Here is a 16,120-nt window from a genome sequence, read left to right as displayed (position 1 = left end):
CATTCACTCCGGAACGTGTTCCGCAACGCACTCCGGGAAGACGGGGCATTCACTCCAGGCGTCGCGCCACAAGATCCCACACCGTCTCGGCCAGAGCTTCCTTGGGCCCGTACGGCACGGGGGTCTCGCTGCCGTCGGCGCCGAGCACGACCGCTTCGTTCTCCTCGGAACCGAAGGTCTTGCGCTCCCCCACCTCGTTCACGACGAGGAGATCGCACCCCTTGCGCTCCAGCTTCGTCCGCCCGTTGGCCAGGACGTCGTCCGTCTCGGCGGCGAAGCCGACGATCACCTGGCCGGAGCGGGCGCGCTCGGCGGATATCTCGGCGAGGATGTCGGGATTACGGATCAGAGTGATCGGATCCGGGTCCTGGCCGTCCTTCTTCTTGATCTTTCCGGCCGCGTACGTCGCGGGCCGGAAGTCCGCGACGGCTGCCGCCATCACCACCGCGTCGGCGTCCGCGGCGGCCTTCAGCACCGCTTCGCGCAGCTGGACGGCCGTCTCGACCGGCACGACGTCCACGCCCGCCGGGTCCGGCATCCCGGTGTTCGCGGCGATCAGCGTGACCCGGGCACCCCGGGCCGCGGCGGTGCGCGCAAGGGCGTACCCCTGCTTGCCTGAGGAACGGTTGCCGAGGAAGCGGACCGGGTCGAGCGGCTCGCGCGTCCCACCGGCGCTGACCACGACATGGCGGCCCGCCAGATCGGGAACGACGGCCCCGCGTGCCAGCACCCGGCGACAGACCTCGAAGATCTCGCTGGGCTCCGGCAGCCGGCCCTTGCCCGTGTCCACGCCCGTCAGACGGCCGACGGCGGGCTCGACGACGACGGCACCGCGGCGGCGCAGTGTCGCCACGTTCTCTTGCGTGGCCGGGTGCTCCCACATCTCGGTGTGCATGGCGGGGGCGAAGACGACGGGGCAGCGGGCGGTGAGCAGGGTGTTCGTCAGCAGATCGTCGGCCAGGCCGTGTGCTGCCTTCGCCAGCATGTCCGTGGTGGCGGGGGCCACGACCACCAGGTCGGCCTCCTGGCCGATGCGGACGTGGGGAACCTCGTGCACATCGGACCAGACCTCGGTCGAGACGGGGTGCCCGGAGAGCGCGGACCAGGTCGCGGCGCCGACGAAGTGGAGCGCCGACTCGGTCGGTACGACCCGCACGTCGTGTCCCGATTCGGTCAGCCGGCGCAGCAGCTCACACGCCTTGTACGCGGCGATGCCACCGCTGACTCCCAGTACGACCTTCGGCTTGTCCACCGTTTCTCCCCGGGTTCGTCTCGCCTGCGCCTGCGAACGTGTACGTACTCATGACACACCACAGGCCCGACAGCCGGGCTGCCGGGCCTGTGGAAAAGCCTGCTGCGATCTGCAGAAATTACTTACTGCGCCGGGCCCTCAACGGCCTCGGACGTCAGCAGACCCGCGTTGATCTCGCGCAGAGCGATCGAGAGCGGCTTCTCGTGGACGTGCGTGTCCACAAGCGGACCGACGTACTCGAGGAGACCTTCGCCGAGCTGCGAGTAGTACGCGTTGATCTGACGGGCCCGCTTGGCCGCGTAGATCACGAGGCTGTACTTCGAGTCGGTGGCCTCGAGGAGCTCGTCGATCGGGGGGTTGATGATGCCCTCGGGCGCGGCAATGGAAGAGGACACGCTCTACCTTCCGAAAGATGGGATGAGATCGAAAACGATCACACTACGTCCATCAAGGCTAGCAGCTCACGCGCCACGTCCTCGACGGAGGTGTTGACCAGGGTGACGTCGAACTCCGACTCGGCCGCCAGCTCGATCTTCGCGGCGGCCAGTCGGCGCTCGATCACCTCGGGCGGCTCGGTGCCCCGCCCGGTGAGTCTGCGCACCAGCTCCTCCCAGGAGGGAGGAGCCAGGAACACCAGCTGGGCCTCGGGCATCGACTCGCGGACCAGACGCGCGCCCTGGAGGTCGATCTCCAGCAGGACGGGCTCACCGGCCTCCAGCCGTTCCATCACGGCGCCCCGCGGGGTGCCGTAGCGGTTGCCGGCGAACTCGGCCCACTCGAGCAGCTCGCCGTTGGCGATCAGCTTGTCCATTTCCTCGTCGCTGACGAAGAAGTACTGGACACCATGCCGCTCACCGGGGCGCGGCCTCCGGGTCGTCGCCGACACCGAGAGCCAGACCTCGGGGTGTTCCTTGCGCATATGAGCGACGACCGTGCTCTTGCCGACCCCGGAGGGGCCGGAGAGCACGGTCAGCCGCGGACGTGATTCCGGGGGTACGGGGGTCGTCCCCCGGGATGTTGCAGCCATGGAGCGATTATCCAGGTTCTCAGGAGTGCCCGAGAACGTCAGGCGGGACCGCCGCCGAACTCGCGCTCGAGAGACGCGATCTGGTTGGAACCGAGACCACGCACGCGGCGGCTCTCGGAGATCCCGAGTCGCTCCATGATCTGCTTGGCGCGGACCTTGCCCACGCCAGGCAGGGACTCCAGGAGGGCGGAGACCTTCATCTTGCCGATGACGTCGTTCTCCTGGCCCTGCTTGATGACCTCGTGAAGGGAGGCACCGGAGTGCTTGAGTCGATTCTTGACCTCGGCCCGCTCCCGGCGAGCCGCGGCGGCCTTTTCGAGCGCGGCTGCGCGCTGTTCAGGGGTAAGGGGCGGAAGAGCCACGCCTACGTCACCTCGGATGTCGAACTGTCGGATACGGACCGGTGAGGAACCTAGTCGCCCCTCACCTGGGGAGCAACGAGCAACGCTTCTTGCCCGTCCCCACTCGTCGGAGACTAGCGGCCAAGTCCGCCGGAGTCAGCGAGAACAGCGGAAAAGTCCTGGTCAGCCTCCATTGAAACCGACATTCGGGGCATAATGCTCCGGATTTGAGGATGTATTCAGACGTGGGACGTCCACAAGGACCTCACCGAAGGCGCCAGGCCGCCGCCGCAGCTGCCCTGATGTCCTCCGCGAACCGCTCCGCGGACGCGCGTAGCGCGCCGACATCGGGTCCGTGACGCAGAACACCTCGGCTCACGTTCGGGACCACACGGCGCACCGCCTCCCCGAAGACGCCCGGAAGATCGGCCGGGGTCGCACCCTGGGCGCCGATGCCGGGCGCGAGGAGCGGTCCGTTGATGTCGAGGTCGTACGAGGACAGGTCGCCCAGCGTGGCGCCCACGACCGCGCCGAAGGAGCCCATCGGCGCCTCCCCCGCGTTCTCCTCGGCGAGATGCGCGAGCATGGTGGCGCCGACGTTCCGGCCGGCCGCGTCGCCGGGCCGTACCGCGTGCTGCACCTCGCCGCCCTCCGGGTTGGAGGTGAGCGCGAGCACGAACAGCCCGGCACCGCTCTCACGCGCGAGCTCGACGGCAGGCTTCAGCGATCCGTAGCCGAGATACGGGGAAACGGTCAGCGCGTCCGAGAACAGCGGCGAACCCTTCTCCAGGAAGGCGGAGGCGTACGCGGCCATGGTCGAGCCGATGTCGCCACGCTTGGCATCCATGACGACGAGCGCCCCGGAGGCCCGGGCCTCCTCGACCGACTTCTCCAGTACGGCGATGCCACGCGACCCGAAGCGCTCGAAGAACGCGCTCTGCGGCTTCAGTACGGCGACCCGGTCGGCCAGCGCCTCGACGACAGTGCGGCTGAAGCGCTCCAGGCCCGCGATGTCGTCGTTCAGGCCCCAGTCGGTGAGCAGCGAGGCGTGCGGGTCGATGCCGACGCAGAGCGGGCCGCGCTCGTCCATGGCGCGGCGCAGACGGGCGCCGAAAGGCTCCACAGGACTCATACCGCGGTCTTCCTCACGTCGGCGCCGACCGCGTCGGCGAGGGTGGCGTACGGGCTCGTACGCAGGCGGGCAGCGAGTCCCTTGTGGATCGCGCGGCTCCAGAAGGGGCCCTCGTAGATGAAGGCGCTGTAGCCCTGGACCAGGGTGGCGCCGGCCAGGATGCGCTGCCAGGCGTCCTCGGCGTTCTCGATGCCGCCGACGCCCACAAGCGTGATGTCGTCGCCCACGCGCGCGTAGAGGCGGCGCAGCACCTCCAGGGAGCGCGATTTCAGCGGCGCACCGGAGAGGCCACCGGTCTCTTTCACGAGGGAGGGTTCGGATGTCAAACCGAGTCCCTCGCGCGCGATGGTGGTGTTCGTGGCAATGATCCCGTCCAGGCCGAGCTCCACGGCGAGGTCGGCGACGGCGTCGATGTCCTCGTCTGCGAGATCGGGGGCGATCTTCACCAGCAGCGGGACGCGGCGCTCGGTCACGGCCTGGTCGGCGGCCTCGCGGACGGCGCTGAGCAGCGGTCGCAGATGGTCCACCGCCTGCAGATTCCGAAGGCCCGGCGTGTTCGGCGAGGAAACGTTGACCACCAGGTAGTCGGCGTACGGGGCAAGCCGCTGTGTCGACTTCACATAGTCGCCGACCGCCTCTGCCTCGGGCACGACCTTGGTCTTGCCGATGTTGACGCCCACGACGGTCCTGAAGACCGCCTCACGGCCTGCCAGGCGCTCCGCCACGGCCGCGGAGCCCTCGTTGTTGAACCCCATGCGGTTGATCAGCGCCCGGTCCGGGACGAGCCGGAACAGCCGCTTACGGGGGTTGCCGGGCTGCGGCTCCCCCGTGACCGTGCCGATCTCGACGTGGTCGAAGCCGAGCATCGACATCCCGTCGACCGCGATCGCGTTCTTGTCGAAGCCGGCCGCGAGCCCGAACGGCCCGTGCATCCGCAGCCCGAAGGCCTCGGTGCGCAGCTCCTTGTGACGCGGGGCGAGAGCCGCCGCGACGAACGTACGCAGCACAGGGATGCGGGCTGCGAGGCGGATCCAGGCGACGGCCAGGTGGTGGGCCGACTCCGGGTCCATCCGTTTGAAGAACAAACTGAAGAACAGTGAGTACATGGCGTCAGTCCCGCGCCGCCGTGAGGTGCTCCGCGTGTTCCTGGAGCGAACGGACTCCCACGTCTCCGTGGTTGAGCGCGTCGATGCCCTGGACGGCGGCGGCGAGCGCCTGGACCGTCGTCAGGCAGGGCACGGAGCGGGCCACGGCGGCCGTACGGATGTCGTAGCCGTCGAGTCGGCCACCGGTGCCGTACGGCGTGTTGACGATCAGGTCGACCTCGCCCTCGTGGATGAGCTGGACGATCGTCCGCTCGCCGTTCGGGCCGGTGCCCTCGCTCTGCTTGCGGACGACGGTGGCGTGGATGCCGTTGCGCTTGAGTACCTCGGCCGTGCCGGACGTGGCGAGCAACTCGAAGCCGTGGGCGACCAGTTCACGCGCCGGGAAGATCATCGATCGCTTGTCGCGGTTCGCTACGGAGATGAAGGCGCGGCCCTTGGTCGGCAGCGGACCGTACGCGGCCGCCTGCGACTTGGCGTACGCCGTGCCGAACACCGAGTCGATGCCCATGACTTCACCGGTGGAGCGCATCTCCGGGCCCAGGATGGTGTCGACGCCCCGCCCGTGGATGTCGCGGAAGCGCGACCACGGCATGACGGCCTCCTTGACGGAGATCGGCGCGTCCAGCGGCAGTGTGCCGCCGTCGCCGCTCGCCGGGAGCAGTCCCTCGGCTCGCAGCTCGGCGATGGTCGCGCCAAGGGAGATCCGGGCCGCAGCTTTGGCAAGCGGCACCGCGGTCGCCTTGGAGGTGAAGGGGACGGTGCGCGAGGCACGCGGGTTGGCTTCGAGGACGTACAGGATGTCCCCCGCCATCGCGAACTGGATATTGATCAGCCCGCGGACGCCAACCCCCTTCGCGATGGCTTCCGTCGAGGCCCGCAGCCGCTTGATGTCGAAGCCGCCCAGCGTGATCGGCGGCAGCGCGCACGCCGAGTCGCCGGAGTGGATCCCGGCCTCCTCGATGTGCTCCATGACGCCGCCGAGGTACAGCTCGTGGCCGTCGTAGAGCGCGTCCACGTCGATCTCGATCGCGTCGTCGAGGAAGCGGTCGACCAGGACCGGGCGCGACGGGGAGATCTCGGTCGACTCGGCGATGTACGCCTCCAGTCGCGTCTCGTCGTACACGATCTCCATACCGCGCCCGCCGAGCACGTACGAGGGCCGTACGAGGACGGGGTAGCCGATCTCGTCCGCGATGGCCTTGGCGCCCGCGAAGGTCGTCGCGGTGCCGTGCTTGGGAGCCGGGAGTCCGGCCTCGGCGAGTACCTGGCCGAAGGCGCCACGGTCCTCGGCGGCGTGGATCGCCTCGGGCGGCGTGCCCACCACCGGGACGCCGTTGTCCTTCAGCGCCTGCGACAGGCCCAGCGGGGTCTGGCCGCCGAGCTGCACGATGACGCCCGCGATCGGCCCGGCCAGGGACTCCGCGTGGACGATCTCCAGCACGTCCTCCAGCGTGAGCGGCTCGAAGTACAGCCGGTCGGAGGTGTCGTAGTCCGTGGAGACGGTCTCCGGGTTGCAGTTGACCATCACGGTTTCGTACCCGGCGTCGCTCAGCGCGAAGGACGCGTGGACACAGGAGTAGTCGAACTCGATGCCCTGCCCGATGCGGTTGGGCCCGGAGCCCAGGATGATCACCGCGGGCTTCTCGCGGGGGGCGACCTCGTTCTCCTCGTCGTACGAGGAGTAGAAGTACGGCGTCTTCGCGGCGAACTCGGCGGCGCAGGTGTCGACCGTCTTGTAGACCGGGCGCACGCCCAGCGCGTGCCGGACCTCGCGGACGACGTCCTCGCGCAGACCGCGGATCTCGGCGATCTGGGCGTCGGAGAAGCCGTGCCGCTTGGCTTCGGCCAGCAGCGACGGATCAAGCCTGTCGGCTGCGGCCAGTTCGTCCGCGAGCTCCTTGATGAGGAACAGCTGGTCGACGAACCACGGGTCGATCTTCGTCGACTCGAAGACCTCCTCCTGGGTCGCGCCCGCGCGGATGGCCTGCATGACGGAGTTGATCCGCCCGTCGGTAGGCCGGATCGCCTCCTCCAGGAGGGCCGTTTTGTCCCCGGGCTCCCCGACGAACGTGAACTGCGAGCCCTTCTTCTCCAGCGACCGCAGCGCCTTCTGCAGCGCCTCGGTGAAGTTGCGGCCGATGGCCATGGCCTCGCCGACCGACTTCATGGTCGTGGTCAGCGTGGAGTCGGCGGACGGGAACTTCTCGAAGGCGAAACGCGGTGCCTTGACGACGACGTAGTCGAGCGTCGGCTCGAAGGACGCCGGGGTCTTCTCCGTGATGTCGTTCGGGATCTCGTCGAGGGTGTAGCCGACGGCCAGCTTGGCGGCGATCTTGGCGATCGGGAAACCCGTGGCCTTCGACGCGAGGGCCGAGGAGCGCGACACACGCGGGTTCATCTCGATGACGATGATGCGGCCGTCGTCCGGGTTGACCGCGAACTGGATGTTGCAGCCGCCGGTGTCGACGCCGACCTCGCGGATGATCGCGATGCCGATGTCGCGGAGGCGCTGGTACTCGCGGTCGGTCAGCGTCATCGCGGGCGCCACGGTGATCGAGTCACCGGTGTGGACGCCCATCGGGTCGAAGTTCTCGATGGAGCAGACCACCACGACGTTGTCGTGCTTGTCGCGCATCAGCTCCAGCTCGTACTCCTTCCAGCCGAGGATGGACTCCTCCAGGAGCACCTCGGTGGTCGGGGAGAGCGTGAGCCCCTGGCCGGCGATGCGGCGCAGCTCCTCCTCGTCGTGCGCGAAGCCGGAGCCGGCGCCGCCCATGGTGAAGGAGGGCCGGACGACGACCGGGTAGCCGCCGAGCTGCTCGACCCCCTTCAGTACGTCGTCCATCGAGTGGCAGATGTAGGACCGGGCGGACTCGCCGTGCCCGATCTTCGCGCGGACGGCCTCGACGACGTCCTTGAAGAGGTCACGGTCCTCACCCTTGTTGATCGCCTCGACGTTGGCGCCGATCAGCTCGACACCGTACTTCTCCAGCACCCCCTGCTCATGCATGGAGATCGCGGTGTTGAGGGCGGTCTGGCCGCCGAGCGTCGGCAGCAGGGCGTCCGGCCGCTCCTTGACGATGATCTTCTCGACGAACTCCGGGGTGATCGGCTCGACATACGTCGCGTCGGCGATCTCCGGGTCCGTCATGATCGTCGCGGGGTTGGAGTTGACGAGGATGACCCGCAGGCCCTCGGCCTTGAGGACGCGGCAGGCCTGGGTGCCGGAGTAGTCGAACTCGGCGGCCTGGCCGATGACGATCGGGCCGGAGCCGATGACCAGGACGGACTGGATATCGGTGCGCTTAGGCACGCTGGGCTCCCTTTTCTGCCATGAGCTCTACGAAGCGGTCGAACAGGTAGGCCGCGTCGTGCGGGCCCGCCGCCGCCTCGGGGTGGTACTGGACGCTGAACGCCGGCTGGTCGAGCAGCTGGAGCCCTTCCACGACCTGGTCGTTCAGACAGACGTGCGAGACCTCGGCACGCCCGTAGGGGGTGTCGCTGACGCGGTCGAGCGGCGCGTCGACGGCGAACCCGTGATTGTGCGCGGTGACCTCGACCTTGCCGGTCGTACGGTCCTGCACGGGCTGGTTGATGCCCCGGTGGCCGTACTTCAGCTTGTACGTGCCGAAGCCGAGCGCGCGGCCCAGGATCTGGTTGCCGAAGCAGATGCCGAAGAGGGGCGTCTTGCGCTCGAGGACTTCCCGCATCAGGGAAACGGGGTGTTCGGCCTTCTCCGGGTCGCCGGGACCGTTGGAGAAGAACACGCCGTCGGGGCCGACCGCGTAGATGTCCTCGGCGGTCGCGGTGGCGGGCAGCACATGCACCTCGATGCCGCGCTCGGCCATACGATGCGGGGTCATGCCCTTGATGCCGAGGTCCACGGCGGCGACGGTGAACTTCTTCTCGCCGATGGCGGGGACGACGTACGCCTCAGTCGTGGCGACCTCCTCGTACAGGCTGGCGCCCTTCATCTCGGGGGCCTGACGCACCTCGGCGAGCATGGTGCCCTCGTCGGGCAGCGCGTTCCCGGAGAAGATGCCGACGCGCATGGCGCCGCGCTCGCGCAGATGGCGGGTGAGCGCCCGGGTGTCGATGCCGGAGATCCCTACGACTCCCTGCTTGGTGAGCTCCTCGTCCAGCGAGCGGCGGGAGCGCCAGTTGGAGGGCACGCGCGCGGGGTCGCGTACGACATAGCCGGCGACCCAGATCCGCTTCGACTCGGGGTCCTCGTCGTTGACGCCGGTGTTGCCGACGTGCGGGGCGGTCATCACGACGACCTGGCGGTGGTACGAGGGATCGGTGAGGGTCTCCTGGTAGCCGGTCATCCCGGTGGAGAAGACGGCCTCTCCGAAGGTCACCCCCACGGCCCCGTAGGCGCGGCCGCGGAAGATCCGACCGTCCTCCAGGACGAGTACGGCGGGAGTTCTGGAGGCTCCCCTGGTGGAGGTGGTCATCGTGCGCCTTCCGTCTTGTTGCTGTCCTTGTTGATCATCTGGTTCAGTGTCTCGACCCACTCGTTGTGCTCGGCCGCGTGGTCGGAACGGAACCCGGAGTCGAGCAGCCTGTCGCCGTGCTCCCAGGTGACGACCAGCAGGCCGCCCTCGGTGAGGACCTTGCCCGCGATGCCCTTGTCGAGTCGTGCCTCACGCAAGGCCTTGAGAGGCACGAAGAAGTCGGCCGCTCCGGGGCGTACGACATCCAGGCCCGCGTCCGTCAGCGTGAGTTCGACCCGGCTGCGGGTGCCCAGTCCGTGCGCCACGATGCGGTCGAGCCACTGACCTGCGGTCGTCGAGCCGTGGTAACGGCCGCTCAACGTCAGCCGCACGGGACCGGGCTCGTCCGGCGCTTGGAGCAGCTCGGGCAGGTCGCCCTGGAGCGTGCCGCGCCACTTCCAGCCCTCGCGCATCAGCCAGTAGACGAGGGCGACGAAGAGCGCGAGACCCACGAGCCAGCCGATGCGGGCGGCCCAGTCGGTCACTTCCGCCGACTTCTGTTCCGCGGCGTACGTCAGTTGCGTCAGTGGTGTCACGCGAGCTTCCCGTCGACGAGCGTGGCGCGGCCCCGCAGCCATGTGTGCGTGACACGGCCCGGCAGCTCACGACCCTCGTACGGAGTGTTGCGGCTGCGCGACGCGAAGCCCGTGGGGTCCACGGTCCCACGGTATGCCGGATCGACCAGCGTGAGGTTGGCGGGCTCACCTGCCGAGACGGGACGGCCGTGGCCTGTCGCCCCACCGATCCGGGCGGGCTTGAAGGACATCCGGTCCGCGACGCCGGCCCAGTCGAGCAGCCCGCTGTCGACCATCGTCTGCTGGACCACGGACAGCGCGGTCTCCAGGCCGACCATGCCCATGGCCGCCGCGGCCCACTCGCAGTCCTTGTCCTCGTGCGGGTGCGGGGCGTGGTCGGTGGCGACGATGTCGATCGTGCCGTCGGCGAGCGCCTCGCGCAGGGCCATGACGTCGCGCTCGGTGCGCAGCGGCGGGTTGACCTTGTAGACCGGGTTGTACGAGCGGACAAGCTCATCGGTGAGGAGCAGGTGGTGCGGGGTGACCTCGGCGGTCACGTCGATGCCGCGGGACTTGGCCCAGCGCACGATCTCGACCGAGCCGGCGGTCGACAGATGGCAGATGTGCACCCGGGAGTGCACGTGCTCGGCGAGCAGCACATCGCGCGCGATGATCGACTCCTCGGCGACGGCGGGCCAGCCGCCGAGCCCCAACTCGGCCGAGACGACGCCCTCGTTCATCTGGGCGCCCTCGGTCAGCCGCGGCTCCTGCGCGTGCTGGGCCACGACACCGCCGAAGGCCTTCACGTACTCCAGCGCCCGCCGCATGATCACGGCGTCGTCCACGCACTTGCCGTCGTCCGAGAAGACGGTGACGCCGGCCGCCGACTCGTGCATCGCGCCCAGCTCGGCGAGCTTCTTGCCCTCCAGACCGACCGTGACGGCGCCGATGGGCTGCACATCGCAGTAGCCGTGCTGCTGGCCCAGCCGGTAGACCTGCTCGACCACACCGGCGGTGTCGGCGACCGGGAAGGTGTTGGCCATGGCGAACACGGCCGTGTAACCGCCGCTCGCGGCAGCCCGCGTACCGGTCAGGACGGTCTCGGAGTCCTCACGCCCGGGCTCGCGCAGGTGGGTGTGGAGGTCGACGAGGCCCGGCAGAAGCACCTTGCCTTCGGCCTCGACGACCTCGGCTCCCTCGGCGGGAAGTCCGGCACCGACCTCCACGATGGTGTCGCCGTCGATCAGGACGTCCTGCGGCTCGCCACCGAGCACCTTCGCACCACGGATCAGGATCTTGCTCATGTGTCTTACTTCTCCTCGGTACGGCTGTGGGTGACGGCGGGCTCATTGCCGCCCAGGAGCAGGTACAGGACCGCCATGCGGATCGAGACACCGTTCGTCACCTGCTCGATGGCGGTGCAACGGTCGGAGTCGGCGACCTCTGCGGTGATCTCCATGCCGCGGACCATCGGCCCGGGGTGCATCACGATGGCGTGCTCGGGCATCCGCGCCATACGGTCGCCGTCGAGGCCGTAACGCCGCGAGTACTCGCGCTCGGTCGGGAAGAAGGCCGCGTTCATCCGCTCGCGCTGGACGCGCAGCATCATCACCGCGTCGGACTTGGGCAGCGTGCTGTCGAGGTCGTACGACACCTCGCAGGGCCAGGTTTCGACGCCGACCGGCAGCAGGGTGGGCGGGGCGACGAGGGTGACCTCGGCGCCGAGGGTGTGCAGCAGGTCGACGTTCGAGCGGGCGACCCGGCCGTGCAGGATGTCGCCGACGATCGTGATGCGCTTGCCTGCGAGGTCCTGCCCGAGCCCGGCGTCCCGTCCGACGAGGCGGCGTCGCATCGTGAAGGCATCGAGCAGGGCCTGGGTGGGGTGTTGATGGGTGCCGTCGCCTGCGTTGATGACGGCGGCGTCGATCCAGCCGGAGGTCGCGAGGCGGTACGGGGCTCCGGAGGCGCCGTGCCGGATGACGACGGCGTCGACGCCCATCGCCTCCAGGGTCTGGGCGGTGTCCTTCAGGGACTCGCCCTTGGAGACGCTGGACCCCTTGGCAGTGAAGTTGATCACATCCGCGGAGAGGCGCTTCTCCGCGGCCTCGAACGAGATCCTGGTACGGGTCGAGTCTTCGAAGAAGAGGTTGACGACGGTGCGGCCGCGCAGGGTCGGCAGTTTCTTGATCGGCCGGTCGGCGACCCGGGCCATCTCCTCGGCGGTGTCGAGGATCAGGACGGCGTCGTCGCGGGTGAGGTCGGCGGCCGAGATGAGATGACGCTGCATCTGTCAGGCTCCGTAAGGCAGTTCAGTTCGGGAGGCGAGGGCCCGGCGGGAGGTCACAGCCGGGCAGGCGGGCGCGCACAGGCACACTCGGGGGCTTACGGCAGGGACGTACGCCGGAGTGCTACTGCTGCGCGCCCGGTGAGGCCTGCTTGGCACCGAGCAGCACGGTGTCGCGACCGTCCTCCTCGGCGAGCAGGACCTTGACCGTCTCCCGCAGCGACGTGGGGAGGTTCTTGCCGACGTAGTCGGCGCGGATCGGAAGTTCGCGATGGCCCCGGTCGACGAGCACCGCGAGCTGCACGGCGCGCGGACGGCCGATGTCGTTCAGCGCGTCGAGCGCGGCGCGGATGGTGCGGCCGGAGAAGAGCACGTCGTCGACGAGGACGACCAGACGGCCGTCGATGCCGTCACCTGGGATGTCGGTGCGGGCCAGCGCACGCGGCGGATGCATACGCAGGTCGTCGCGGTACATGGTGATGTCGAGCGAGCCGACCGGGATCTTGCGGTCGGTGATCTCCTCGAGCTTGGCGGCGAGCCGCTGGGCGAGGAAGACGCCCCGCGTCGGAATGCCGAGAAGCACCACGTCGTCGGCGCCCTTGGCGCGCTCGACGATCTCGTGGGCGATGCGGGTCAACACCCGCGCGATGTCCGGGCCTTCGAGCACGGGCCGGGCATCGGACTGCTGCGTGTCCATACGAGACGGACCTCCTTCTCCGCCTCACGGGACGGACCTTAAAGGACGTCGGAATTGCGCCACCAACGCTACCAGCCCGGCAACGGCCCTGATCACCCCCCTGGAGTCACTCGCCCACCACCTGACGCATTTCTCCGGGGCCGGCACGCAAGGGTCGGGCGTGACCATTCGGCTTGACGGGGAAGAGTAACGCTGCGTAACCTCACAGTGAGTCACCAGCCGCGCGGCAAAACCGCACGTCGACACAGTGTCCGGGGAGCTATATGTCCAGCGAATACGCCAAACAGCTCGGGGCCAAGCTCCGCGCGATCCGTACCCAGCAGGGCCTTTCCCTCCACGGCGTCGAGGAGAAGTCCCAGGGCCGCTGGAAGGCGGTCGTGGTCGGTTCCTACGAGCGCGGCGACCGCGCCGTGACCGTACAGCGCCTCGCCGAGCTGGCGGACTTCTACGGCGTTCCGGTGCAGGAACTGCTGCCGGGCACCACGCCGGGCGGCGCCGCCGAGCCGCCGCCGAAGCTGGTCCTGGACCTGGAGCGGCTGGCCCACGTCCCGGCCGAGAAGGCGGGCCCCCTGCAGCGTTATGCCGCCACGATCCAGTCCCAGCGCGGCGACTACAACGGCAAGGTGCTCTCCATCCGCCAGGACGACCTGCGCACCCTCGCCGTCATCTACGACCAGTCCCCCTCGGTCCTCACCGAGCAGCTGATCAACTGGGGTGTCCTGGACGCGGACGCGCGCCGCGCGGTCTCCCACGAGGAGGGCTGACCGGCGTCGGCCCTGTGAAGAAACGTGCCGTCGGGGTGGACCGGAACCTGAGCGTTCCGGTCCACCCCGACGGTTTTGTGTAGGCCCCACGCAGAACATCCGCGCAGAACACTCCGGAGGGCCCACAGCCGACGCTGTGGGCCCTCCGTGACGGCCTGTGGTGCTACTCGTCCCGGCGCAGCGACGGCTTCAGGGTCTTGAAGCGGCCGAGGAGGCCGTTCACGAAGGCCGGAGACTCGTCCGTGGAGAACTCCTTCGCGAGCTGGACCATTTCGTCGAGGACGACGGCGTCCGGAGTCTCGTCGACCCAGATCAGCTCGTACGCGCCGAGGCGCAGGATGTTGCGGTCGACGACCGGCATCCTGTCCAGCGTCCAGTCGACCGCGTACTGCGCGATGAGTTCGTCGATGCGCCGCTCGTACTTCGCGTAGCCCTCGACAAGCTGCATCGTGTACTCACTCACCGGCGGCTGCCGGGTGTCGGTCCGGGAGTGCCGGATCCAGTCCGCGAGGACCGTCAGGACGTCCACGCCGCGCTGGTCACCTTCGAAGAGGATCTGGAAGGCGCGCTTGCGGGCCGTGTTGCGGGCAGCCACGGTTAGCTGTTCACCCGGCCGAGGTAGTCGCTCGAGCGGGTGTCGACCTTGATCTTCTCGCCGGTGGTGATGAAGAGCGGCACGTTGATCTGGTGGCCGGTCTCCAGGATGGCGGGCTTGGTGCCGCCGGTGGAGCGGTCACCCTGGACGCCCGGCTCGGTCTCCTGGACGCTCAGCTCGACGGCTGCCGGGAGCTCGACGAAGAGCACCTCGCCCTCGTGCTGCGCGACGGTGGCCGTGAAGCCCTCGACGAGGAAGTTGGCGGCGTCGCCGACGGCCTTCCGGTCGACCATGAGCTGGTCATAGGTCTCCATGTCCATGAAGACGAAGTACTCGCCGTCCATGTACGAGAACTGCATGTCACGCTTGTCGACGGTGGCCGTTTCGACCTTGACGCCGGCGTTGAACGTCTTGTCGACGACCTTGCCGGAGAGCACGTTCTTGAGCTTGGTGCGCACGAAGGCCGGGCCCTTGCCGGGCTTGACGTGCTGGAACTCGACGACGGACCAGAGCTGGCCGCCTTCGAGCTTGAGCACCAGGCCGTTCTTGAGGTCGTTCGTGGAAGCCACGGTTGCGGAATCTCCTGGACTGACGTGGACGACCCCGGGGCAGGCGCACAGCTCGAAGCTAGAGCGCGAGCAGCTCCTTGGTCGTGATGGTGAGTAGCTCGGGTCCGCCGTCCGCCTCAGGGCGTACGACGAGCGTGTCATCGATCCGGACACCGCCCCGGCCCGGGAGGTGGACCCCCGGTTCGACGGTGACCGGCACGCAAGCGTCCAGTTTACCCATGGCCGCGGGGGCCAGCTGAGGGTCCTCATCGATTTCGAGCCCTACACCGTGCCCGGTCAGCGGAGAAAGGCCGTGCCCGTACCCCGCGGAGTCCAGCACATGCCGGGCGGCGCGGTCCACATCGCGGTACTCGGCGCCGGGTGTGAGCGCCTCGCGGCCAGCCCGTTGGGCGGCGAAGACGACGTCGTACAGCTCGATCTGCCAGTCGGCAGGCGAGGTGCCGATCACGAACGTACGGCCGATCTCGCAGCGATAGCCGCGGTAGTTCGCCCCCAGGCATACGGAGAGGAAGTCGCCCTCCTCGACCCGCCGGTCGGTGGCACGGTGGCCGCGACGTCCCGAGTTCGGGCCGGTGCCGACGGAGGTCGCGAAGGCCGGGCCGTCGGCACCGTGGTCGACGAGGCGGCGCTCCAGCTCCAGGGCGAGGTGGCGTTCGGTTCGGCCGACGAGGATCGATTCGAGGAGTTCGCTCAGCGCCTGGTCGGCGATCTCGGCACCGATCCGGAGGCAGGAGATCTCCTCCTCGTCCTTGACGACGCGCAGCTGCTCGACGGCGCCGCCGAGGTCGGTCAGGCGCAGGCGGGGTGTCACGGAGCGGATGGCTCTGTGGCGGGCCACGGTCAGGTGGTGTTCCTCGACGGCCAGTGACTCGGCGCCGTGCGCCACGGCGAGGTCGGCTGCGGCGACAGCCGGGTCGCCGCGGCCGTCGCCGGCTCCCGGCAGCGTCTGGATCCGCAGGGCTTCGTCGGGGCGCTCGTCGTCGGGGGGTGCGCCGAGCGGGCCCGCGTCGAGGGGACCCGCGCACAGCATCAGGTCCGTTCCCTTGCCCAGCAGCAGAACGGCGCCGCGGGGGGCTGCGCCCGCGAGGTAGCGGACGTTGGCGGGACGGGACACCAGCGCGGTGGCGCTGCCGCCGGCTGCGCATCGCTCCCGGAGCCGTTCGCGGCGGGCCGCGTACACCTCTGACATGACCCGAGCCTACGAGGGGTGGGCGGATGGTGCCGGTTCTGGTTGGGCCGGGTGGGGATTGCCTCCGGCGGTTGGGCGGGTGGGTTCGTTTTTGGGTGCGGGTGTGTGGGTGGCTGGTCGCGCAGTTCCCCGCGCCCCTTGGGTGGGTGGGTG

At 69.1% G+C, this 16,120-nt stretch carries 16 protein-coding genes; 1 reads left to right on the top strand and 15 read right to left on the bottom strand.

The genetic code is table 11. From position 1 onward, the window contains the following. Positions 1–49: 49 nt before the first annotated feature. The 12 genes from coaBC to pyrR all read right to left on the bottom strand — a co-directional run bounded on the left by coaBC (position 50) and on the right by pyrR (position 12,850). On the bottom strand, positions 50–1,252 hold the full coding sequence (gene coaBC, locus IEZ21_RS34580; RefSeq protein ID WP_189325772.1) for a bifunctional phosphopantothenoylcysteine decarboxylase/phosphopantothenate--cysteine ligase CoaBC: 1,203 nt from the start codon (positions 1,250–1,252) through the stop codon (positions 50–52). A gap of 122 nt (positions 1,253–1,374) precedes the next feature. Then, on the bottom strand, positions 1,375–1,647 hold the full coding sequence (rpoZ, locus tag IEZ21_RS34575; protein WP_033321800.1) for a DNA-directed RNA polymerase subunit omega: 273 nt from the start codon (positions 1,645–1,647) through the stop codon (positions 1,375–1,377). A gap of 38 nt (positions 1,648–1,685) precedes the next feature. Continuing rightward, positions 1,686–2,279, bottom strand: coding sequence for a guanylate kinase (gene gmk, locus IEZ21_RS34570; protein WP_051744788.1), 594 nt, complete (start codon positions 2,277–2,279; stop codon positions 1,686–1,688). Positions 2,280–2,317: 38 nt separating this feature from the next. Further along, complete coding sequence (locus tag IEZ21_RS34565; protein WP_003956414.1) at positions 2,318–2,641, bottom strand: integration host factor; 324 nt, start codon at positions 2,639–2,641, stop codon at positions 2,318–2,320. Between the two features lie 244 nt (positions 2,642–2,885). Beyond that, the gene (pyrF, locus tag IEZ21_RS34560) at positions 2,886–3,752 is read right to left on the bottom strand and encodes an orotidine-5'-phosphate decarboxylase (RefSeq protein WP_189325771.1); all 867 of its coding nucleotides are present in this window, start codon (positions 3,750–3,752) and stop codon (positions 2,886–2,888) included. After that, entirely contained in the window at positions 3,749–4,858 is a 1,110-nt protein-coding gene (locus IEZ21_RS34555) for a quinone-dependent dihydroorotate dehydrogenase (RefSeq protein WP_189325770.1), read from the bottom strand. The genes pyrF and IEZ21_RS34555 overlap by 4 nt, the downstream gene beginning before the upstream one ends. 4 nt (positions 4,859–4,862) lie before the next feature. Further along, positions 4,863–8,171, bottom strand: coding sequence for a carbamoyl-phosphate synthase large subunit (gene carB, locus IEZ21_RS34550; RefSeq protein WP_189325769.1), 3,309 nt, complete (start codon positions 8,169–8,171; stop codon positions 4,863–4,865). Then, entirely contained in the window at positions 8,164–9,315 is a 1,152-nt protein-coding gene (gene carA, locus IEZ21_RS34545; RefSeq protein WP_189325768.1) for a glutamine-hydrolyzing carbamoyl-phosphate synthase small subunit, read from the bottom strand. Before carA ends, carB begins: the two co-directional genes overlap by 8 nt. Then, entirely contained in the window at positions 9,312–9,890 is a 579-nt protein-coding gene (locus IEZ21_RS34540) for a PH-like domain-containing protein (protein WP_189325767.1), read from the bottom strand. The genes carA and IEZ21_RS34540 overlap by 4 nt, the downstream gene beginning before the upstream one ends. Next, positions 9,887–11,173: a dihydroorotase gene (locus IEZ21_RS34535; protein WP_189325766.1), complete on the bottom strand. Its 1,287-nt coding sequence runs from the start codon at positions 11,171–11,173 to the stop codon at positions 9,887–9,889. The genes IEZ21_RS34540 and IEZ21_RS34535 overlap by 4 nt, the downstream gene beginning before the upstream one ends. A gap of 5 nt (positions 11,174–11,178) precedes the next feature. Further along, the gene (locus IEZ21_RS34530) at positions 11,179–12,156 is read right to left on the bottom strand and encodes an aspartate carbamoyltransferase catalytic subunit (protein ID WP_189325765.1); all 978 of its coding nucleotides are present in this window, start codon (positions 12,154–12,156) and stop codon (positions 11,179–11,181) included. Between the two features lie 121 nt (positions 12,157–12,277). Continuing rightward, entirely contained in the window at positions 12,278–12,850 is a 573-nt protein-coding gene (pyrR, locus tag IEZ21_RS34525; protein WP_033321791.1) for a bifunctional pyr operon transcriptional regulator/uracil phosphoribosyltransferase PyrR, read from the bottom strand. 263 nt (positions 12,851–13,113) lie between these two features. On the opposite strand from pyrR, the gene bldD reads away from it, so the two are divergent. Further along, positions 13,114–13,614 (top strand): transcriptional regulator BldD, encoded by a 501-nt coding sequence (gene bldD, locus IEZ21_RS34520; RefSeq protein ID WP_033321790.1) that lies wholly within the window; start codon positions 13,114–13,116, stop codon positions 13,612–13,614. A gap of 163 nt (positions 13,615–13,777) precedes the next feature. Here the strand turns inward: bldD and nusB are convergent, their stop codons facing one another. The 3 genes from nusB to IEZ21_RS34505 are packed head-to-tail and all read right to left on the bottom strand — an operon-like array spanning position 13,778 to position 15,967. Further along, positions 13,778–14,209, bottom strand: a complete 432-nt coding sequence (gene nusB, locus IEZ21_RS34515; protein ID WP_033321789.1) for a transcription antitermination factor NusB — start codon at positions 14,207–14,209, stop codon at positions 13,778–13,780. Between the two features lie 2 nt (positions 14,210–14,211). Further along, the gene (gene efp / locus IEZ21_RS34510) at positions 14,212–14,778 is read right to left on the bottom strand and encodes an elongation factor P (protein ID WP_033321788.1); all 567 of its coding nucleotides are present in this window, start codon (positions 14,776–14,778) and stop codon (positions 14,212–14,214) included. 58 nt (positions 14,779–14,836) lie between these two features. Beyond that, positions 14,837–15,967: a M24 family metallopeptidase gene (locus IEZ21_RS34505; protein ID WP_189325764.1), complete on the bottom strand. Its 1,131-nt coding sequence runs from the start codon at positions 15,965–15,967 to the stop codon at positions 14,837–14,839. Positions 15,968–16,120 lie beyond the last annotated feature (153 nt).

This window comes from Streptomyces flaveus (genome assembly GCF_014647675.1).
GTDB classification, from domain to species: domain Bacteria; phylum Actinomycetota; class Actinomycetes; order Streptomycetales; family Streptomycetaceae; genus Streptomyces; species Streptomyces flaveus.
This window is presented reverse-complemented; position numbering and strand designations above follow the sequence as displayed.